Genomic DNA, 20,812 nt, shown 5'->3' on the forward strand with positions numbered 1-20,812 from the left:
CTGACGAGGAGCTCGCCCCCATGAAGCTCGCCCTCGACCCGTACATGTTCCGTGAGACGCCACTGCTCGAGCTGCCGGCCCTCGTGGCCGACCTCGGCTACGAGTGGATCGAGCTGTCGCCGCGTGAGGACTTCATCCCCTTCTTCAACCACCCCCGCGTCGACGACGCCGGCGTGGCCGCCTTCCGGGCCGCGCTGCGCGCAGCAGGAGTCGGGGTGTCGTCGGTGCTGCCGCTCTTCCGGTGGAGCGGGCCGGACGAGGAGGACCGCCAGGCCGCCGTCCGCTACTGGAAGCGCGCCATCCAGATCACCTCCGACCTGGGCGTCGACACCATGAACTCCGAGCTCAACGGCAACCCTCGTCAGGCCGCAGTCTGCGAGCGGAGGTTCTGGCAGTCGATGGAGGAGCTGCTCCCCGAGCTCGAGAAGGAGGGCATCCGGCTCGTGCTCGAGCCCCACCCCGACGACTGGGAGGAGGACGGCAAGCGCGCCGTCGACATCATCCGCGGCATCAACTCGCCGAACGTCTCGTTCCTCTACTGCGCCCCGCACACCTTCCACCAGGGCAACGACTGCGACGGGATCCTCGACAAGGCAGGCGACCTCGTGACCATGGTCCACGTGGCCGACGCCTACGACCACACCGCATCGTCGGGGCTGCGCTACATCGTCAACCCGCCCGGCGCGCAGGTCACGGTGCACCAGCATCTCGACATCGGCCAGGGCGAGGTCGACTTCGGTCAGCTCTTCGCCGGCCTCGAGCGGATCGGCTTCGACGGGATCGTCACCTCCTGCGTCTTCGCCTGGGAGGACCGCGCCCGCGAGTCGAGCACGTACATGCGCGACACCATCCGCTCCTACCTGGACAAGTGGGCCACCCCTCCCCTGCTCGTCTCCCCCTGAGCCACACCACCCCGGCATCCGCCGGCTGTCACACCGAAGGACCACCATGAGCACGCCCACCCGCATCACCCACCTCATCGACGGCCGGCCGTGGGCCGGCACCGCCGAGCGCACCTCCCCCGTCTTCAACCCGGCCACCGGCGAGCAGACCGGCGTCCTCGACCTGGCCTCGGCGGCTCTCGTCGACGAGGCCGTCAAGAGCGCCCGGGCCGCTTGGGAGGAGTGGGCCGACGCGTCGCTCGCCAAACGGTCCCAGGTGCTCTTCGCCTTCCGCGAGCTGCTCAACGCCCGCAAGGAGGAGATCGGCGCGCTCATCACCGCCGAGCACGGCAAGGTGCTCTCCGACGCCGTCGGCGAGGTGACGCGCGGCCTGGAGGTCGCCGAGTTCGCCTGCGGCATCCCGTACCTGCTCAAGGGCGGCTTCAGCGAGAACGCCTCGACGAATGTCGACGTGTACTCGATCCGCCAGCCGGTCGGCGTGGTGGCCGTCATCTCGCCGTTCAACTTCCCGGCGATGGTGCCGCTGTGGTTCATCCCCATCGCCATCGCGTGCGGGAACGCCGTCGTGCTCAAGCCGTCCGAGAAGGACCCGTCGGCGGCCCTAGCCGTGGCGGCGTTGTGGAAGGAGGCGGGCCTGCCCGACGGCGTCATGCAGGTCGTCAACGGCGACAAGGAGGCCGTCGACGCGCTGCTGACCCACCCCGACGTCAGGTCGGTGTCGTTCGTCGGGTCGACGCCGATCGCGAAGTACGTCTACGAGACGGGTACGGCGCACGGCAAGCGCGTCCAGGCCCTCGGCGGCGCGAAGAACCACATGCTCGTGCTGCCCGACGCCGACCTGGACCTCGCCGCCGACGCCGCCGTCAACGCCGGCTTCGGCTCCGCCGGCGAGCGCTGCATGGCGATCAGCGCCCTCGTGGCGGTCGAGCCGATCGCCGACGAGCTCGTCTCCAAGATCAGGGACCGCATGGGCAAGCTCGTCACGGGCGACGGTACCCGTGGCTGCGACATGGGCCCGCTCGTGACGAAGCAGCACCGCGACAAGGTGGCCGGCTACCTCGACTCCGGTGTGGCCGACGGGGCGACGCTCGTCGTCGACGGCCGCGAGGGCGACGTGGACTCCGACGGCGAGGGCTACTTCCTCGCGCCGACGCTCTTCGACAACGTCAGGCCGGGGATGTCGGTGTACGACGACGAGATCTTCGGCCCGGTGCTGTCGGTCGTGCGCGTCCACTCCTACGACGAGGGCCTCGAGCTCATCAACGCCAACCCGTACGGCAACGGCACGGCGATCTTCACCAACGACGGCGGAGCGGCCCGCACGTTCCAGCGGAACGTCGAGGTCGGCATGGTCGGCGTCAACGTGCCGATCCCGGTGCCGGTGTCGTACTACTCGTTCGGCGGCTGGAAGAGCTCGCTCTTCGGCGACACGCACGCGCACGGCATCGAGGGTGTCCACTTCTTCACGCGCGGCAAGGTCGTGACGTCGCGCTGGCTCGACCCGAGCCACGGCGGCCTCAACCTCGGCTTTCCCCAGAACGACTGAGCCACAAGGCCTTTGCACGAGCCCCGGAAGAGAAGACCGGACCGATGACATTCCCCACGGCGTTGCCCGCACCGCGCACCCCGGACCCGATGGATGCCCCGCCGCTGCGGTGGGGCGTCCTCGGGACGGGCTGGATCGCGCAGCGCTTCTGCGACGCGATGGTGCGGCACACGCGCCAGCGCGTGCTCGCCGTCGGGTCGAGGACGCGCGAGGGAGCCGACACGTTCGCCGACGACCTCGTCGTGCGCAACGCCGGCGTGGACACGGGCCGGCCCGTGGAGCGCCCTAAGGCGTACGGATCGTACGAGGCACTCGTCGCCGACCCCGACGTCGACGTCGTCTACGTCGCGACTCCGCACCACCTGCACCTGCCGCACGGGCGCCTCGCGCTCGAGGCAGGCAAGGCGACGGTCGTCGAGAAGCCGATGGGCATCTCGGCGGTGGAGGTGGCCTCGCTCGAGGCCCTGGCGTCGGCGCGGGGGCTCTTCCTCATGGAGGCGCTGTGGTCGGCCCACCTGCCGAAGTTCGACGTCATCCGCCAGCTGCTGGACGACGGCGCCCTCGGCACGGTGCACTCCGTCCAGGCCGACCTCGGTGAGCACTTCGGGCCCGAGCACCGGATCATGCGCGCCGACCTCTTCGGTGGTCCGCGGTACGACCTGCTGACCTACCCGCTGTGGTTCGCGCGCTGGGTCCTCGGCGACCTCGACGAGGTCCACGAGGTCGTGACGCCGGCCCCGGCGTCGCTGAGCCCGGACCGCGTCGAGGGGCAGATCGCCGTGTCGGCGCGGTCGGCATCGGGTGGCGTCGCCTCGCTGTTCGCGACGATCCTCGGTGACACCCCGACGACCGCGACCGTCGTCGGCTCGGCCGCGACGCTGCGCATCGACGGACCCTTCTACCAGCCGGGCGGCTTCACGCTGCGCGCGCACGACGGCCGCGAGCTGCGGTACGACGAGCCGCGCATCGGCCACGCCGGGCTCCACCACGAGGCGGCGGCGGCAGCGCGCGCCGTCCCAGCCGGGCGCAGTGCCGCCCACCACCAGACCACCGGGTGACCCGCGGCGAGGGAGCCGCAACCCGAGGAAGCGAGAGGAAGCACCATGGCCGAGTCCAAGGCCCGCAACACCGACGATCGCTACAGCAAGCTGACGATCGGCGTGTGCCCCGACCAGTGGGGCGTCTGGTTCCCCGAGGACGACAAGCAGATCCATTGGGAGACAGCGCTCGACGAGATGGCCGAGGCCGGCTTCTCGGTCATGGAGACCGGCCCGTTCGGCTACTTCCCCAAGGATCCGAAGCGCCTCCAGGAGGAGATGGACAAGCGCGGCTTCCGCGTCGTCGCCGGCACCGGATGGGGCATCCTGCACCGGCCGGAGGCCTGGGCCGACACGGAGAAGACCTTCCGCGAGATCGCCGAGACGCACGCCGCGGTCGGCGCGGAGTACATCGTCCACCTGCCGCCACTCTTCCGCGACGACAAGACGTGGGAGTTCACCGACGACCGCGTCCTGTCGACCGAGGCCTGGAACGCCTACATCGCCAACGCCGACCGGCTCGGACGCATCATGAAGGAGGACTACGGCCTCCGGATGGTGCTGCACCCGCACGGTGACAGCCACATCGAGACGCCCGAGGACATCGACCGCATCTTCCAGGCGACCGACCCCGACTACGTCGGCTTCTGCCTCGACACCGGCCACGTCGTCTACGGCGGCGGCGACCCGGTGGAGCTGTGCCGCAGGTACCCCGAGCGCATCTCCTACGTCCACATCAAGGCGATGGACGAGGGCCTGGTCAAGCAGGCCCACGACGAGGACTGGCCCTTCGGCCTGGCCGTCGCCAAGGGCTGCTCCGTCGCCCCGCCTGCCGGCGCGCCGGACATGCCCTCGCTCGTCGAGGCCCTCGCCGACCTCGACAAGGAGCTCTACGTCGTCTGTGAGCAGGACATGTATCCCTGCGACCCGTCCTACCCGCTGCCCAACGCCATCCAGACCCGCGAGTACCTCGCCTCCATCGGCCTCGGCCTCAAGTGACGAAGGAGTCACAGGACATGACCGTTCGCATCGGGATGATCGGCCCCGGCGGGATGGGCCAGGCCCACATCGACCGCATCCACAGCGTCATCGCGGGCGGTCGTGTCGTCGCCGTGAGCGACGTCGACGAGGTCCGGGCCAAGGAGGTCGCCGAACGGATCGGGGGGACGTCCTACGCGACGTCGGCCGACCTCATCGGCTCGGACGAGGTCGACGCGGTGATGATCTGCAGCTACGGACCTGCGCACGAGGTCGACGTGCTGGCGGCGGTCGCCGTGGGCAAGCCGGTCTTCTGCGAGAAGCCGCTGACGCCGACCGCCGAGGCGGCGCTGCGCATCATGGAGGCGGAGCAGGCCGTCGGACGGCGCCTGGTGACCGTCGGGTTCATGCGACGCTTCGACCACGGCTACCGACAGATGAAGGCGCTGCTCGACTCGGGGCAGCTCGGCGAGACGCTCATGGTGCACTGCGCGCACCGCAACCCCACGGTGCCCGCGCACTACACGTGGGACATGGCCATCAACGACACGGCGATCCACGAGATCGACACGATGCGTTGGCTGCTCGGCGAGGAGTTCGTCTCCGCGCGGGTCGACAAGCCGAAGAAGACGTCCCTGCGGTTCGAGCACCTGCAGGACCCCCTGGTGCTGGTCCTCGAGACCGAGTCGGGCGTACGCGTCGACGACGAGATCTTCGTCAACTGCCAGTTCGGCTACGACATCCGCTGCGAGGCCGTGGCCGAGAAGGGCACGGTGTCGCTCGCCGACCAGAACGCCGTCGAGGTGCGCGACGGCTCGGGCCACCGCAACGCGATCAGCACCGACCACAACGACCGCTTCCGGGGCGCGTTCGTCACCGAGGTCCAGGAGTGGATCGACGCGGTGGCGCGCGGCGAGCACACCGGCTCCACGTCGTGGGACGGGTATGCCGCAGCGTGCGTCTGCGACGCCGGCGTCAAGGCCCTGACCGATGACGGCGTCGTCAAGGTCGAGATGATCGACAAGCCCGCCTTCTACGCCTGAGGCCGCGCGAAACAGGCCCCTGCGCACGAAACGGGTTCGGTCCGGCGGCCTGTCGCCGGACCGAACCCGTCATGGGCCGCCCTCCGCCCTCGACACCGCCCTCAGCACGGTGGCGGGGCGGTGCTGGCGCGGATGACGAGCTCGGGCTCGACAACGGCACCGACGGCTTCGGCGCTCCCGTTCACCTCCACCTCGTCGAGCCGTGACGTCACGGCGCGGACGGCCTCGGCACCGAGCCTCGCGGCGTCCTGGCGGACCGTCGTCAGCGCCACGTGCGGGTAGCCGGCCTGCTCGATGTCGTCGAACCCGACGACCGACACGTCGCGCGGCACCCGCAGCCCCGCCTGGCGCACGACGTCGATGAAACCCAGGGCGCACCGGTCGTTGAACGCGGCCACGGCGGTGGGCTGCTCGCTCCCGAGCTCGAGGAACGCCTGGCCCGCCCGGGCCCCGTCCAGCTCCGTCAGGCCTCCTGGGAGGAGCGTCCCCTGCGCGCCGGTCCCCCTGCCCATGCCACGGCGAAACCCCAGTCGCCGTTCGGCCGCGCCCGGCGCACGGCCTCCGTCGAGCGCGGCGATGCGCTCATGGCCGATCCGACGCAGGTGCTCGACCGCCAACCGCGACCCCAGTGCGTCGTCGGTGCGCACCACCCCGACTCCCCGAGCACGGACGGGCCGCAGCACGCTGGCAACCGCCACCCGTTCGGCGAGCCGCGCCATGGCGCCCGGTGCGAGGCCGCTCCCCACGAGAAGGAGCCCCTCGCACCGCTCGGCGAGCAGCGTGTCGACCGCATCCGTGTCGGACCGGTCGGCGGTGACGCCGCTCAGCACCACCTCGTACCCGGCCGCGTCGGCCTCGGTGTAGAGGCTGCGGATCACCTCGCCGTGGAAGGCGTGGCCCACCGCGAAGGTGACACCCAGAGTCCGGGTCCGGCCGCGGCCGAGCCGACTGGCGCGGGTGTCCGGCCGGTAGTCCAGGTCGGCGGCCGCGGCGAGCACGCGGGCGCGCGTCTCCTCGGAGGCCCCGGCGACGCCGCGGAACACAATCGACACGAGCGCGCGCGACACTCCGGCTCGTGCCGCCACGTCCTCCATCGTCACGCGTGCGGTCGCCATGCGTCCGAAGTGTAGAGCGCTCCAGACGATTCTGCGGTGATCTCTTGACGGCGACTCGGCATCGGCCCCACCATCGGACTAGAGCGCTCTAGTACAGAAGCGAAAGGAGCCCCCCGTGACCGCCCCAGGTCCAGTACGCGTCGGCCTCATCGGCGCCGGCCGCATCGGCACCCACCACGCCACGACTCTCGCCCGTCGACTCCCCGAGGCCGAGCTCGTCGCCGTCGCGGACCCGTTCGAGGCGTCCGCCCGGCGCCTCGGTGATGACCTCGGGGTCGAGTGGCTCACCGACCCCCAGGCCCTCCTCGACGACCCGCGCATCGAGGCCGTCGCCATCACCTGTGCCAGCACGGCACACGCCGACCTCGTCGTGGCCGCGGCCCGCGCCGGCAAGGCGGTCTTCGTCGAGAAGCCGATGGCCATGACACTCGCCGACGCCGACCGCGCCATCGCCGCCGTCGAGCAGGCCGGCGTCCCGCTGCAGGTCGGCTTCAACCGCCGCTTCGCCCGCGACTTCGCCACCGCCCACGACGCGGTCGCTGCCGGACGTGTCGGCACCCCGCAGCTGCTCCGCTCGCTGACGCGCGACCCCGGCCTGGCCGACCCCGGCGCCGTCCCGCCGTGGACGATCTTCACCCAGACCCTCATCCACGACTTCGACGCGCTCAACTGGTTCAACGCCGGCGCCCGGGCCGTCGAGGTCAGTGTCATGGCCGACGCCCTCGTCGCGCCGGACTTCAAGGGTGCAGGCCTGCTCGACACCGCGGTCGTCACGATCCGCTACGACAACGGTGCCATCGGCGTCGCCGAGGCCAGCTTCTCGGCGGCCTACGGCTACGACGTCCGCGGCGAGGTCTTCGGCTCGGCCGGCATGGTGCAGGCAGGTGGCGCCGCACACCTGACGACGAGCCTCTGGACCGTCGACGGCCTCTCGGCGCCGACCGCACGCACGGACACCGATCTCTTCGCCGACGCGTACGCCGCCGAGCTGGCTGCGTTCTGCACGGCCGTGCGCGCCGGCACCCCCACGGTGGTCGACGGCCACGACGCGCGCGCAGCCCTGCGGATCGCCCTGGCCTGCATCGAGGCCGTGCAGGGCGGCACCACCGTCACGATCCGCGACGACGACCGCGAGGTCGTCGCATGAGCGCCGCGACGCCCGGCGACGCAGGGCCGTTCACCCTCGCCGTGAGCTCCGAGATGGTCTTCCTCGACCTGCCCGTGACCGAGCGGGTCCGCAGGATCCACCAGCTCGGCTTCGCCGTCGAGATCTGGGACTGGACGCGCCACGACGTGGACGCGCTGGAGGCGCTCCGGCAGGAGGGCGTCGTCTTCTCGTCGATGACCGGCTACGTGCGAGGGCGCCTCGCCGACCGCGATGGCGCCGACGAGCTGCTGGCGACGGCCGCCGAGTCGGTGCCCGTCGCCGCGCGCCTCGGCATCCCCCGCCTCAACCTGCACGGGACCGGCCTCGACGACAAGGGGTTCCCGGTCCGGCCGACCCACGAGGTGACGGGGGCGATGTGGCTGCAGGCCCGGGAGACCCTGAGCCGGGTCGCCGAGCTCGGCGAGCGCGAGGGCGTGCAGTTCGTCCTCGAGAACCTCAACACCGACGTCGACCACCCCGGCACACCGTTCGCCCGCGCTGCCGACTGCCTGGCGCTCGTCGAGGCGGTCGACAGCCCGCACCTGCGGCTCATGCTCGACCTCTACCACGCCCAGATCGGCGAGGGGAACCTCATCGAGCTGTGCCGGCGGGCCCTGCCGTGGATCGGCGAGGTCCAGGTCGCCGACGTGCCGGGGCGCTGCGAGCCCGGGACCGGCGAGATCGCGTACCCCGCCGTGGCTCGCGCGCTCGCCGACATGGGCTACCGAGGCACCGTCGGCCTCGAGGCCTGGGCCTCGGGCGCCCCGGAGCTCGCCCTCAAGCGGTTCCGCGACGCCTTCACCCTCTGACAGCCGGGCGCGCGCCCGGTCAGACCGTGAAGCTCACGCCTTGGGCGAGGGGAAGCTCGCCGGAGTAGTTGACCGTGTTCGTCGCGCGGCGCATGTACGCACGCCAGGCGTCTGATCCCGACTCGCGTCCGCCGCCGGTCTCCTTCTCGCCGCCGAAGGCGCCACCGACCTCGGCGCCCGACGTGCCGATGTTGACGTTGACGATGCCGCAGTCGGAGCCCTCGGCCGACAGGAACCGCTCCGCCTCGGCCTGGTCGCGGGTGAAGATGCTCGACGACAGGCCTTGCGGCACAGCGTTGTTCAGCTCGATCGCTTCGTCGATCGTCTCGTAGGGCAGGAGGTAGAGCACCGGCGCGAAGGTCTCCTGCTGCACCACCGGCGTCTGGGAGTCGATTCGGACGATGGCCGGGGCGACGTAGTAGGCGTCGGGGGCGCTCTCCTCCAGGGTGCGGTGGCCTCCGGCGACGAGCTTGCCGCCCTCCTCGGCCGCCTGCCTGATGGCGCTCTGCATCGCCTCGTAGGCGCGGGCGTGGATGAGTGGGCCGACCAGCGTCCCCTCGCTCGTCGGGTCGCCGATCGGGAGCCTGGAGTAGGCGGAGACGAGCCGGTCGGTGAGCTCGTCGATCACAGAGGTGTGCGCGATGACGCGGCGCAGGGTGGTGCACCGCTGGCCCGCCGTACCGGCGGCGGAGAAGACGATGCCCCGCACCGTGAGGTCGAGGTCGGCGCTCGGGGTGACGATGGCGGCGTTGTTGCCCCCGAGCTCGAGCAGCGACCGGCCGAAACGGTCGGCAACCCGCGGACCGACGGCCCGGCCCATGCGGGTGGACCCGGTCGCCGAGAGGAGCGCAACACCGCGGTGGTCCACGAGCGCCTGGCCGACGTCGGCGCCCCCGATGAGGACCTGGGAGAGGTCGGCCGGGGCCCCGACCTCGTCGATGGCCCGGGCCAGGATGGCGTGACTCGCCAACGCCGTCAGCGGCGCCAGCTCCGACGGCTTCCAGATCACCGGGTCGCCGCAGACCAGGGCGATCGCGGTGTTCCACGACCAGACCGCAGCCGGGAAGTTGAAGGCCGAGATGACGCCGACGATCCCGAGCGGGTGCCACGTCTCCATCAGCCGGTGGCCGGGGCGCTCGGACACCATGGTCCTGCCGTAGAGCTGGCGTGACAGCCCGACGGCGAAGTCGCAGATGTCGATCATCTCCTGCACCTCACCGAGCGCCTCCGAGGTGATCTTGCCGACCTCGAGGCTGATGAGGGTGCCGAGGTCCTCCTTGTGGAGGGCCAACAGCTCGCCGAGACGCTTGACGAGCGCGCCCCGAGTGGGCGCCGGGACCGTGCGCCACGACCGGAACGCTGCGTGGGCCCGGGCCACGGCGTCGTCGACCGCACCGCCCTCGACCCAGCGCACCGAGGACAGCGGCAGGCCGTCGACCGGGGACGTGGTCACGACGTCGCCGGCGATCGCGTCGATGTCGACGCCGCAGCGGCGCGCCGTCTCCGTGGCGAGGCTGTGGAGGTCGGGGCTCCGGGTGGTCTGCTGCGTCGTCATGGGGTTCTCCTTGGTGTGTGGTTTCGCTCGGTCGAGGCTGGCGCGGCCGGGCCGCTCGTCGGTGGTAAAGGTCGTGACCCTGGCTCACACGATGTTGAGCTCGGGTCGGATGTCGCTCGTGGCGAACCGGTCGCCGTGCAGGCTCGAGACGTCGATGACGGGCGGCCGGCCGAGGTAGAGGTCGCGCATGACCTCACCGATGGCCGGGCCCATGAGGAAGCCGTGACCCGAGAACCCCGTGGCGTAGAGGAACCGGGAGACCTCGCGAGCCTCGCCGATGAGGGCGTTGTGGTCGGGCGTCATCTCGTAGAGGCCGGCCCATCCGGCGGCGAGACCCGTCTCCGCCATGACCGGAACCCGCTTCTCGATGGCGTCGGCCAGACGCGGCAGCCAGTCGTCGGACTGCGTGAGCTTGAAGCCGGGGGTCTCCTCCGGGTCGGACATCCCGAGCAGGAGCCCGGGCCCTTCGCAGTGGAAGTAGAGGCTCGTGGAGAAGTCGATGGTGAAGGGAGTCCGCGGGTCCAGTCCGGGGATCGCCTCGGTGGTGAGGATCTGACGGCGCAGGGGTTCGACGGGCAGGTCCACTCCGACCATGGCCCCCACCGCCGCGGACCAGGCTCCGCCCGTGCAGACGACGGTGTCGGTGGCGATGGTGCCGCGGTCGGTCACGACGCCGGTGACGGTGCCGCCCGTGGAGGCGATGTCGGTGACCGTGCAGCCGCGCACGAGGCGGGCACCGGCGCGGCGGGCGGCGCCGGCGTACCCCAGGACGACCGACTCGGGGGTGCAGTGCCCGTCGGTCGGGGACCACGCGGCCGCAAGGAGCCCCTCGGTGCTGATCATCGGCGAGAGCTGCTTGGCCTCGGAGACCTCGATCATCCGGCTCGGCACGCCGAGCTCGTTCTGCAGGGCCACGTTCTGCTCGAAGGCCGCAACGTGGTCGGGCCGGTCGAGCAGGAAGAGGTAGCCGACCTGGTGCAGGTCGATCTCCTGGCCGAAGGTCTCCGCGAAGGTCTCGAACGTCCTGAGGCTGCGCAGCCCGAGCTCGATGTTGACCCGGTCGGAGAACTGGGCGCGGACGCCGCCCGCAGCCTTGCACGTGGAGCCGGAGCCCAGCTCGCCCCTCTCGACGAGGACGACGTCGGTGACACCCGCCCGGGCTAGGTGGTAGGCGGTGGACACGCCCATGACCCCGCCGCCGACGACGACGACGGAGGCGTGGGTGGGCAGGTTCGCGGCTTGCGCCATCGTGGGCCTCGATTCGTCGGGGGCGAGGACGGAGCACCGACGCGGGGAACGACCTCGGTCCGACGGCTCTCGCAGCCATCGTCGGCCCACGGCAAGGTTCACGACAAGCGAACCTTTCTGGCCTTTGATGTTTAGAATCCCTGAAGTCAGCAGCCGAGTCACCAGCCGTCCGGAGAGGGCTCGTCGTGGGCGCGTCGTCGAGGTTGAACCTCACCCAGCTCGCCACCCTGCGCGAGCTCGTCCGCAGGGGAACTCTCGCCGCGGCGGCCGAGCACCTCGCGTACACCGCGGGCGCCGTGTCGCAGCACCTCTCCTCGTTGGAGCAGAACCTGGGCACACCGCTCGTGCAGCGCTCGGGGCGGCAGCTCGTGCTGACCGATGCCGGCCGTGTCATGGCCGGGTACGCCGAACGGCTCCTGGCCCTGGAGGCCGAGGCGGTCACCGTCACGAGGTCTGTGCAGGGTGGCGCCGCCGGACCCCTCCTCGTCGGGACCTGGGGAAGCACGGCCGTGGGTCTGCTCGCTCCCGTCGTGGAGCGAATGGCGGCCGAGTACCCCGAGGTCGTCGTGTCGTCCCGCGAGGTCGACGTGGACGACGCGGCCGGCTCGGTACGCCACGGGGACGTCGACATCGCGTTCGGGCTCGACTACGCCGATGCGCCGATGCGGCGCGATGCCGGGCTGTCGGTCGTCGAGCTGCACTCCGAGACCTTCGCGGTCGCCGTGGCACCGGCCGCCTGGTCCTTCGGCCGTGGCCCTGACGCGGCCAGCGTGGCGACCGTGACGGAGCTGGCGGAGCTGAGCTGGATCCTGGCTCCCGAGTCGAGCCAGTTCGGGCGGGCGGTGCGAGCCGGGTTCCGACGCCGGGGGCTCGAGCCTCGCGTCGTGCACGAGGTCACCGACACGGGTGCCTCCCTGCAGCTCGCGGCGGCAGGCCTGGGGGCGACCGTGACGACCGACCTCATGCGGCGGCTCAACCCGTCCCTCCAGCTGGCCGCCCTGCAGATGGCCGACCCCATGAGCCGTCAGATCGTGCTGATCACGCGCGGCGCTGGGACGCCCAGGGAGCCGGTCCGGGTCTTCATCGAGGTGGCCCAGACCATCGTCGCCGAGATGGTCGGAGCCCGCGGTCTCACCTGAGCCGGCGGCCCAGGAGTGCCTCGACGTCCTGCACGGAGGCCGCCGACTCGGCGGCGTAGATCTCCTCCGGAACCATCACCTCCCGGCCCATGACCTGCGCCATCCAGGCCGGGTCGCGGTCGGCGCCACCGTCGGCGGCGTCCACCGCGCCGTGGTCGGTCAGGTTCGACGCGAAGATGCCGGCGGCCGACCGGGGCAGGAAGTCCTCGTAGACGATCGGCACCGGGTGCAGGACGCCGGTCGCGACCAGCCCCGTGACGGTGGCCTCCTCGAGCGCAGCTGCCTGCTGGGGGTCGGCGTTGCCGGCCGCGACCGCGTCGTCGACGGTGACGGTGAAGAACCCCAGCCCCTGGGTGCACAGCTCGCGTTCGGTCCCCGGGAACCCCTCGGCCCAGACCTGTGGTGCGACGTCGGCGCGGCTCAGGTCGGGTCCCGCCGCGAGGCGTCGGTCGGTCTCGGCCGTCAGCTGCTCGAAGCGGTCCCGGCCGGCGGGCGTGAGCGCGATCCCGCGGTCCTCGACCTCTCCGAACCGCACCCGCAGCGCGCCCTGGGTCAGGCTGCCGTCGGGATGGCGGAACGTGCGCGGCTCGGACAGCGCTCGGAACGACGTCTGCCGCAGGAGCACGTCGGGCCCGTCCCAGCGGGGCGGTCCCTGGATCTCGTCGATCATCTCGACGCCGCGTGCCTGCATCGAGGCGTAGAGGTCGTCGATGTCGAGGACGCGGGGTGTCAGGTGGTTGATGTGCGTCGTCGTGACACCGCCGATGTCGGCGGCCACGGCCGAGACCCGTTCGAGCTCGGAGTACCAGGCCCGGTCGACGGGTTCCGGGGACAACGCGAACGAGGCCGTCGCGAGGTCCAGGTACCGCTCGGCGTCGGCCGCCGACAGCTCGCCGTGGGCGATCGCGCGGTCGGCCAGCGTCAGCAGCTCGGGCGGGAACAGCTCCCGGGCCTCGAGGAAGCTCGTCAACCGGTGCTCGAGGTCGGCGTCGAAGAAGCGACGGTCCTCCGGCACCAGCACCGATGTGAAGACCCGGAACGGGTTCACCGCGAGCTCCGCCCGGTCGAGGGGGCGGAAGGCCGTGGAGACGACGGGGATCGGGGCCGGCGCCGCGTCGCGGAGGTCGTAGAACCCGCACGGGAACATGCCGAGGGCGCCGAAGACGCGCGAGACCTGCTCGAGCTCGCGCGGTGAGCCCACCCGGATGGCTCCGTGCCGCTCCGCGGTGACCCGTTCCATGGTGCCGAGCGTCGCGGCGTCCGGGCCGAGCCGGGACATGACCCGCTCGTTCACCTCCTGCGACACCTCGACGAGGGTGTTGTACGCCGGCACCTCGCTGCCGTAGAGGGCCGAGAGGCGCGCCGCGAAGCGGGCGCGCAGCTCGGTGCTGCTGACGGTCGTGCCTTTCGTGCTCATGCTGCTCATGCTGCTCGCCTTCCGCCGGGACCGAGCCGGCCGTGCCGGCCTCTCAGCTGCATGGCGGCCCGGACCCGCTCCTGCGCGATGTCCTGGGCCGCAGCGTGCGTGGTCAGCTTCCGGTTGCGGGCCTCGGTGACGACCGTGACGGTGTTCTCCCGCATCTTCGCCGAGACCATCGGGAAGACCGCGTCCGGGTCGACGGTGAACGGCGAGTACCTCGCGTCCATCGAGTGCGCCGCAGCGACGATGCCCCCGGCGTTGGCGATGAAGTCCGGCACGACGGTCACCCCCCTTCCGTGCAGCACGTCGAGGGCGGCCCCAGTGGTCGGCATGTTGGCCCCTTCGACGACCAGACGTGCGGACGTCGAGGAGGCGAGGTCCTCGTCGATGACGTCCTCGCGGGCGGCAGGGATGAGGATCTGTGCCTCCGAGGTGAGCGCTGCCGCGGGGGCGACGGACCCGCCGTACTCGACGACGCAGCCGTCCCCGACGTGCTGACGCAGCTCGACGAGCTTGGGGATGTCGATGCCGTCGGCGTCGAGGATCGCCCCTTCGGCGGTGGACACGGCCACGACGACGGCGCCCAGCTCGACGAGCCGTTCGGCCGCAGCCTGACCCACGGCCCCGAACCCCTGGATCGCGACGGTCGCTCCTGCGATGGGCAGCGAGATCGCTGCCGCCGCAGCGTCCGTCGCCTCGGCGACCCCGTAGCCGGTGACGCCGAGCTCGTCGTAGGGCAGGCCGCCCAAGGCGCGCGGGAGGCCGACCGCAGCGCCACGGTCGCCGAGCTCGTCGACGATGATCGCGGCGTCCTTCTCGGTCAGGCCCATGTCCAGGCCGAAGACGTACTCCGTCGGCACCTCGTTCGACAGGGCTCGCGCGAACGCCCTGAGGACCTCCTCCTTGTTCGGCGCGGTCGGGTCACCGAGGATGCCGGCCTTGGCTCCCCCGTGGAAGAGGTCGACCCCGGCCCACTTCCAGGTCATCGTCCGGGCCAGCCTTGCCACCTCGAACACGCTGAGGTGCGGGCTCATCCGGGTCCCACCCTTGCCGACGCCTCGCGCGGTGTTGTCGATGACGAGCACTCCACGCATCCCCGACCTGCGGTCGGAGACGCAGACGACCTTCTCGGGCCCCCACTCGTCCATGAGCTGGAGGGTGTCGAGCTGCATACCGTCCTCCTTCGTCCGTTCCGCATGAAGCCTGCCGTGCACGCCGGCACCTTCGGAAGGGTCTGGAGACCGCCACGCTCTGACGTCGCGGTAAGCATTGCTAGTGCTCGTGGCCCTGGCTTCTCGGGTGCCTCTCCCGCCCGAAGGGCTATCGTCTCCAGCGATGGACGCCGATGTCCGCCGAGCCGGTCGTCGATCCGTCACCCCGGCAGCCTCGTTCATCAAGCGACGGGACAAGGACTCGTAATGCTCAACCCGGTGCACCTGGGGACCCTCACGACGGTGGTGCGGTGCGGGTCGTTCGCCGATGCGGCGCGCCAGCTCGGATACACGCCCTCGGCGGTGTCCCAGCAGATCTCGACGCTGGAGCGCCATCTCAAGGTTTCGCTGTTCGAGCGGGACGCACGCAGCATCCGGCCCACGCCCGTGGCCCAGTTCATCGTCGCGAGGTGCGGCGCCGCGCTGGGGTCGCTCCGCTCGCTCGAGGACGACATCCACCTGCTGCTCGGGGGTGTCATCGGACGCCTCCGGCTCGGCAGCTTCCCGTCCGCAGGTGAGCACCTCCTCCCGGCCGCGCTCTCCGCGTTCCGACGCGGCAACGACCGCGTCCAGGTCGAGCTCGACGAGGGCGAACCCGACGAGCTGATGCCGCTGCTGCTGGCACGAGAGCTCGACGTCGCGCTCGTCTACCGGTACGCACTGGTCCCTCGGCGGTGGCCACGTGGCGTGAGGATCCGCCGCCTCCTCACCGAGGACCTGCTCCTGGTCCTGCCACCCGGCCATCCGCAGGCCGGCACGGACGTCGTCGACGTCGCCGGCCTCGCCGAGGAGACCTGGGTCTCGACGCGTAACGGCACGGCCGCCGCCACGATGCTGCGTCAGCTCTGCCGCGGCCACGGGTTCGAGCCGGCCGTCTCGTACCGGAGCAACGACTACGGCGTCATCCAGGGGCTCGTGCGGGCGGGCCTGGGCATCGCGCTCGTCCCGGCGCTGGGGCATCACCCGCACGAGCAGCTGGCCGTGGCCCGGGTGAGCGCCGCCTCGACGCACCGGGACGTCCTCCTGGCGGTGTCGCCGGCGGCGCCGGCCCCTCTCGTCGACTCCATGGTGGGGGCACTGGGGCAGGCGAGCCGGGACCTCGCCGCGTCGGCCCTGGGCGTCATGTGCCGTTGAGGCCTTCCGGTGAGGCGAGGTGGACGCCGCGGATCACGCGCCGAACCCACCGGCGTCGCCGGGAGCAGGTGATGTCGCTGACGGCCAGGTCGAGGTCGTCCCGCGGGACCCGCCGCATCGTGGGCCCGACGGCCCCCGCCACCTGGCTCACCCGGTGACCCTCGAGTGGATCGGCGTCCGTCGGACGTCGGGTTCCGAGTGGTACGGGACGCTGGTGACCACGACCCCCGGAACGGTGAGCAGGCGGAGCTTGAGGCGCAGGGCGCTTTGGTTGTGCAGCAGACCCTCCCACCAGCGGTCCACGACGTACTCCGGTATGAAGACGACGACGAGGTCTCGGGGGTTGTCCGACCGCAGCCGCAGAATGTGGTCGACGATGGGCGTGGTGATGTCGCGGAAGGGCGACTCGAGCAGGGTGAGCTCGACCGGCAGCTCGGCGTCGGCCCATTCGCGTTCGATCGCCTGGGACTCTTCCGGGTCGATGCACACGGTGACTGCGCTCAAGGTCGAGGGTCGCGTCGCCCGGGCGTAGGCGACCGCTCGGAGTGCCGGCTCGTTGAAGTGCGACACGAGCACGAGGGCGTGCACCCTGCTGGGCAGCAACCGTGCGTCGCGTCGGGGCGCGAGCTCGCCGGCGACGCGGGTGTAGTGGCGGTTGACGCCTCGCATGAGCAGGCACAGCAGGGGGACGGTGATGACGACGAGATACGCCCCACCGCTGAACTTGGTGACGAGCACGATGACGAGCACGAGCCCGGTGCACGTGGCCCCGAACGCGTTCAGGGCGCGGGACGTGTTGATGCGGCGTCGTACCCCGGGCGCGACGACCCGCTCCAGCTCGCGGTTCCAGTGACGCACCATGCCGATCTGGCTGAGGGTGAAGGAGGTGAAGACTCCGAGGATGTAGAGGTGCAGCAGCTGGTCGACGTCGGCGCGATACGCCACGATGAGCAGCCCGGCCACGAGGGCAAGGGCAACGATGCCGTTGCTGTAGGCGAGCCGGTCGCCCCGGGTGCGAAGCTGGGTCGGCATGAGCCGGTGCCGGGCCAGCAGCGAGGTGAGCATCGGGAAGCCGTTGTACGCGGTGTTCGCGGCGAGGAGGAGCACCAAGGCGGTGGCGGCCTGGACGACGTAGAACATGAGGCTGCCCCGGCCGAACACCGCTGCCGCCAGCTGGGCGATCACGGTCTGCTGGGGGTCGGTCTGGCAGTTCCCGTGGAAGCCGACCAGGTCGCACGCGTCTTCGGCGACGTGGACGCGGGCGACGATCGACAGCACGGTGATGCCGGTGAACATGGTGACCGCCAGGACACCCATGACCAGCAGGGTCCGGGCGGCGTTGCGCGACTTGGGTGGGCGGAAGGCCGGCACTCCGTTGCTGATCGCCTCCACGCCCGTCAAGGCCGTGCACCCGGACGAGAACGCCTTGAGGGCGAGGAACAGCAGCGCCAGTCCGGTCAGACCCGACTGCGCGGGATGCACGGTGTAGCCAGCGCTCTCCGCAACCGGGGTACTGCCGAGCAGCGCGCGGGTCAGCCCGACCCCGACGACGGACAGGATCGAGGCGACGAACACGTACGTCGGTACGGCGAAGGCCCGTCCGGACTCGCGGGTTCCGCGCAGGTTCATGATCGTCAGCGCGGCGATGACCCCGACGGCGATGGTCACCCGCTGACCGTGCAGGGCGGGAATGGCGGAGATGATGTTGTCGATGCCGGCGGCCACCGAGACCGCCACCGTCATGACGTAGTCGACCATGAGCGAGGCGGCCACGACCATGGCGGGGCCGCTGCCGAGGTTGTCGCGCACCACCTCGTAGGATCCGCCGCCGTTGGGGTAGGCGCGGACGACCTGTCGATAGGACACGACGACCACGGTGAGGAGCACGACCACGGCTGCCCCTATCCACGGAGTGAAGGAGAGGTAGGCGAGCCCACCGAGTGTCAGGACCTTGAGGATCGCCTCGGTGGCGTACGCGACGGACGACAGGGGGTCGGAGGCGAAGACCGGCAGCGCGATCCGCTTCTGAAGGAGGGTCCCTTCGAGATGGTCGTTGCGCATCGGTCGCCCGACGAGGATCCGCTTGGCGGTGTTCAGCTGTCTCAGCACGTGCCCGACGGTAGGAGCGCTCGCGCATAGGTTGTGCAAGGGAATGCGGCCTGCGTGCATGGAGTGCGCAAGGATGTCGGCGTGGCGCAGAACGTGTCGGCCGATGTCGACGGGTCGCTGAGTGCGCTCCCGGACACCGCGGCCGTGGGCGCCCTGCCCCGCACCCGTCGCCTGAGCGGCATCGCGCTCGCGGTCCTGCTGCCGGTCGCGCTCACCACGACGCTCGTGCGGGCCGGTGATGTCGTCGGTGTCGCCGGCGACGCGCTGGCTCTGCTCATTGCCGTCATCGTGACGGCTCTCGTGGGCGGGCAGTGGTCGGCGGTGCTCTGCGCGCTGCTCGGGTCCAGCCTGCTGAACTACTGGTTCATCCCGCCCGTACGCACCTTCCAGATCGGTGAAGCGCGCAACATCTGGACCGTGGTGGGGTTTCTCGTCGTCGGGCTGCTGGTCAGCGGCGTGGTGCATCGCGCCGCCTCGACCGCGTCTGCGGCGGCCCGGGCGGCCGCAGAGGCGCGGACCCTCTCGGACGTCGCGCGGGCCACCCTTCGAGGCGAGGACGCGTTGCCGACCCTCTTGGAGCACATGCGTCGCGCCTTCGGGATGACCTCTGCCAGCGTGCTGCGCAGACACGCAGATGCGGTGTCCGACACGGGCTCGGACTTGATGCCCGGCTGGGCCGTCGTCGTGGCACGAGGTCCCGACGCACCGCAGTCCCCCGCCGAGGCCGACATCCAGATGCCGGCGGGCCAGGGTCTGGTGCTGACCCTGTCAGGACGGTCGCTGGGTGCTTCCGACCGCGCGATCCTCGAGGCGTTCGCAGCGCAGGTGCAGGCGCTGCTGGAGCGTGACGACCTGGCCCGCAGCGCAGCCCAGGCCGCCAGGCTCGAGGCGTCGGAGAAGCTTCGCGACGCCTTGCTGGCCGCGCTCGGTCACGACCTTCGGACCCCGCTGGCCGCGGCCACGGCCGCCGTCACCAGTCTGCGCAGCAGCGACGTCACGTGGACCGAGCCGGAACGGGAAGAGCTTCTCGCGACCGCCGAAGAGTCCTTGGCCCGCCTCGGGTCCCTCGTCTCGGACCTGCTCGACCTGTCGCGTCTGCGCGCGGGGGTGTTGAACGTGTCACGGCAGACGCTCTGGCTCGACGAGCTGCTGGCGCCGGCCCTCGATGAGCTCGGCACGAACGCCTCGGACGTCGTCGTCGACCTCCCGGACGCCCTTCCTCCGGTCGTCGCAGACGCCGGCCTGTTGATGCGGGTGCTGGTCAACGTTCTCGGGAACGCCTTGCACCACGGCAGCAGCGAGGCCGCACCGCCGGTCGTGACCGGCCGGGTCGCCGACCACGGCGTCGACCGCGACGGCGAGCGCAATCGTGACCGCGTGGAGCTGCTCGTCATCGACCACGGCCCGGGCGTGGAAGCGCAGGAGCAGGAGCGGATGTTCCGACCGTTCCAACGACTTGGGGACACCGACAACACGACCGGTCTGGGCATCGGTCTGGCTCTGTCCCGAGGCCTCATCGAGGCGATGGCCGGCACGATCACCCCGCAGCCGACACCGGGCGGGGGCCTCACGATGGTCCTTTCCCTGCCCCGCGCCGACCACGCCGACGGTGCTGACGGTGCTGACGGTGCTGACGGCGCTGACGGCACTGACGGCACTGACGGAACCGCCCCGCCGGACGAGGGCCGACCATGACGCGGATTCTCGTCGTCGACGACGACGCGCAGCTGGCCCGCGCGTTGCGGATCAACCTGCGAGCGCGAGACCACGAGGTGCACGTGGCCACCGGGGGCGCGGTTGCGCTGCAGATGGCGGCGACGGTGGACCCTGACCTCGTCGTGCTCGACCTCGGGCTGCCGGACCTGGACGGCATCGAGGTGATCCATGGTCTGCGGGGCTGGAGCGACGTCCCGATCATCGTCCTGTCGGGTCGCGGCAGCGGCCCCGACAAGGTGTCGGCCCTGGACGCCGGAGCCGACGACTACGTCACCAAGCCGTTCGGCATGGACGAGCTGCTCGCGCGCATCCGGGCTGTCGTCCGTCGGGTCGGACCGGCCGACGGGGCCGACCCACCCTGCGTCGAGTTCGCCGACATCACGGTCGACCTGGCCGACAAGCTCGTGACCCGGCACCGAGCCGACGGCACCGTGCAGGACGTGCACCTGACTCCGACGGAGTGGAACCTGCTCGAAGCACTGGTCCGCGCCCCGGGCAAGCTCATGTCACAACGTCTCCTGCTGACCCAGGTCTGGGGGCCGGCCTACGCGACGCAGTCGGCCAACTTGCGCCTCTACATGACCCAGCTACGACGCAAGCTCGAACCCGAGCCATCGCGCCCCCGGCACCTGCTGACCGAACCCGGGATGGGTTACCGCTTCCGCCCCTAGGCCTCGTGGCCCAGTCAGAGCGGCCCGGGACG

At 71.2% G+C, this 20,812-nt stretch carries 18 protein-coding genes; 11 read left to right on the forward strand and 7 right to left on the reverse strand.

What is annotated here, in order from left to right; genetic code table 11:
* The first annotated feature begins 20 nt into the window (after nt 1-20).
* From AC1VM9_RS03280 to AC1VM9_RS03300, 5 genes are read left to right on the forward strand one after another with little or no spacing between them, the layout of a single operon-like run.
* Nucleotides 21-902: a sugar phosphate isomerase/epimerase family protein gene (locus AC1VM9_RS03280; protein ID WP_481341160.1), complete on the forward strand. Its 882-nt coding sequence runs from the start codon at nt 21-23 to the stop codon at nt 900-902.
* Nucleotides 903-948: 46 nt separating this feature from the next.
* On the forward strand, nt 949-2,448 hold the full coding sequence (locus tag AC1VM9_RS03285; protein ID WP_481345267.1) for a CoA-acylating methylmalonate-semialdehyde dehydrogenase: 1,500 nt from the start codon (nt 949-951) through the stop codon (nt 2,446-2,448).
* 44 nt (nt 2,449-2,492) lie between these two features.
* Nucleotides 2,493-3,506: a Gfo/Idh/MocA family protein gene (locus tag AC1VM9_RS03290; RefSeq protein ID WP_483121138.1), complete on the forward strand. Its 1,014-nt coding sequence runs from the start codon at nt 2,493-2,495 to the stop codon at nt 3,504-3,506.
* A gap of 45 nt (nt 3,507-3,551) precedes the next feature.
* Complete coding sequence (locus tag AC1VM9_RS03295) at nt 3,552-4,484, forward strand: TIM barrel protein (protein ID WP_481341157.1); 933 nt, start codon at nt 3,552-3,554, stop codon at nt 4,482-4,484.
* A 17-nt stretch (nt 4,485-4,501) separates the two neighbouring features.
* Complete coding sequence (locus tag AC1VM9_RS03300; protein ID WP_481341156.1) at nt 4,502-5,506, forward strand: Gfo/Idh/MocA family protein; 1,005 nt, start codon at nt 4,502-4,504, stop codon at nt 5,504-5,506.
* 101 nt (nt 5,507-5,607) lie between these two features.
* Here the strand turns inward: AC1VM9_RS03300 and AC1VM9_RS03305 are convergent, their stop codons facing one another.
* Entirely contained in the window at nt 5,608-6,621 is a 1,014-nt protein-coding gene (locus AC1VM9_RS03305) for a LacI family DNA-binding transcriptional regulator (RefSeq protein ID WP_483121141.1), read from the reverse strand.
* Between the two features lie 115 nt (nt 6,622-6,736).
* Between AC1VM9_RS03305 and AC1VM9_RS03310 the strand changes: the two genes are divergently transcribed.
* Together AC1VM9_RS03310 and AC1VM9_RS03315 are read left to right on the forward strand one after the other, a co-directional pair.
* Nucleotides 6,737-7,768 carry a Gfo/Idh/MocA family oxidoreductase gene (locus tag AC1VM9_RS03310; RefSeq protein ID WP_483121143.1) on the forward strand — a complete coding sequence of 344 codons (1,032 nt, stop codon included), beginning with the start codon at nt 6,737-6,739 and terminating at the stop codon, nt 7,766-7,768.
* Nucleotides 7,765-8,577 (forward strand): TIM barrel protein, encoded by an 813-nt coding sequence (locus AC1VM9_RS03315; protein WP_483121145.1) that lies wholly within the window; start codon nt 7,765-7,767, stop codon nt 8,575-8,577. The genes AC1VM9_RS03310 and AC1VM9_RS03315 overlap by 4 nt, the downstream gene beginning before the upstream one ends.
* Before the next feature lie 19 nt (nt 8,578-8,596).
* Here AC1VM9_RS03315 and amaB read toward each other — a convergent pair whose 3' ends face one another.
* Both amaB and AC1VM9_RS03325 read right to left on the reverse strand, forming a co-directional pair.
* Nucleotides 8,597-10,132, reverse strand: a complete 1,536-nt coding sequence (gene amaB, locus AC1VM9_RS03320; RefSeq protein WP_483121147.1) for an L-piperidine-6-carboxylate dehydrogenase — start codon at nt 10,130-10,132, stop codon at nt 8,597-8,599.
* A gap of 84 nt (nt 10,133-10,216) precedes the next feature.
* A complete protein-coding gene (locus AC1VM9_RS03325; RefSeq protein ID WP_483121149.1) occupies nt 10,217-11,380 on the reverse strand; it encodes an NAD(P)/FAD-dependent oxidoreductase in 1,164 nt (387 codons plus the stop codon).
* A gap of 203 nt (nt 11,381-11,583) precedes the next feature.
* Between AC1VM9_RS03325 and AC1VM9_RS03330 the strand changes: the two genes are divergently transcribed.
* Entirely contained in the window at nt 11,584-12,519 is a 936-nt protein-coding gene (locus AC1VM9_RS03330; RefSeq protein WP_483121151.1) for a LysR family transcriptional regulator, read from the forward strand.
* Here the strand turns inward: AC1VM9_RS03330 and hglS are convergent.
* Both hglS and AC1VM9_RS03340 read right to left on the reverse strand, forming a co-directional pair.
* Nucleotides 12,512-13,936: a 2-oxoadipate dioxygenase/decarboxylase gene (gene hglS / locus AC1VM9_RS03335; protein ID WP_483121153.1), complete on the reverse strand. Its 1,425-nt coding sequence runs from the start codon at nt 13,934-13,936 to the stop codon at nt 12,512-12,514. The genes AC1VM9_RS03330 and hglS overlap by 8 nt on opposite strands.
* Before the next feature lie 5 nt (nt 13,937-13,941).
* The gene (locus tag AC1VM9_RS03340; RefSeq protein ID WP_483121155.1) at nt 13,942-15,111 is read right to left on the reverse strand and encodes a Glu/Leu/Phe/Val family dehydrogenase; all 1,170 of its coding nucleotides are present in this window, start codon (nt 15,109-15,111) and stop codon (nt 13,942-13,944) included.
* Nucleotides 15,112-15,357: 246 nt separating this feature from the next.
* Here AC1VM9_RS03340 and AC1VM9_RS03345 point away from each other — a divergent pair, with 246 nt between their 5' ends.
* Entirely contained in the window at nt 15,358-16,284 is a 927-nt protein-coding gene (locus AC1VM9_RS03345) for a LysR family transcriptional regulator (RefSeq protein WP_483121157.1), read from the forward strand.
* Here AC1VM9_RS03345 and AC1VM9_RS03350 read toward each other — a convergent pair.
* Together AC1VM9_RS03350 and AC1VM9_RS03355 are read right to left on the reverse strand one after the other, a co-directional pair.
* Complete coding sequence (locus AC1VM9_RS03350) at nt 16,271-16,435, reverse strand: hypothetical protein (protein ID WP_483121159.1); 165 nt, start codon at nt 16,433-16,435, stop codon at nt 16,271-16,273. The two genes, AC1VM9_RS03345 and AC1VM9_RS03350, sit on opposite strands and share 14 nt — an antisense overlap.
* Nucleotides 16,432-18,393: an APC family permease gene (locus AC1VM9_RS03355; RefSeq protein ID WP_483121160.1), complete on the reverse strand. Its 1,962-nt coding sequence runs from the start codon at nt 18,391-18,393 to the stop codon at nt 16,432-16,434. The genes AC1VM9_RS03350 and AC1VM9_RS03355 overlap by 4 nt, the downstream gene beginning before the upstream one ends.
* A gap of 81 nt (nt 18,394-18,474) precedes the next feature.
* On the opposite strand from AC1VM9_RS03355, the gene AC1VM9_RS03360 reads away from it, so the two are divergent.
* Together AC1VM9_RS03360 and AC1VM9_RS03365 are read left to right on the forward strand one after the other, a co-directional pair.
* On the forward strand, nt 18,475-20,088 hold the full coding sequence (locus tag AC1VM9_RS03360; protein ID WP_483121162.1) for a sensor histidine kinase: 1,614 nt from the start codon (nt 18,475-18,477) through the stop codon (nt 20,086-20,088).
* On the forward strand, nt 20,085-20,780 hold the full coding sequence (locus AC1VM9_RS03365; protein WP_481341143.1) for a response regulator: 696 nt from the start codon (nt 20,085-20,087) through the stop codon (nt 20,778-20,780). Before AC1VM9_RS03360 ends, AC1VM9_RS03365 begins: the two co-directional genes overlap by 4 nt.
* Nucleotides 20,781-20,812: the final 32 nt, after the last annotated feature.

The organism is Monashia sp. HAY1-11D, from assembly GCF_056868035.1.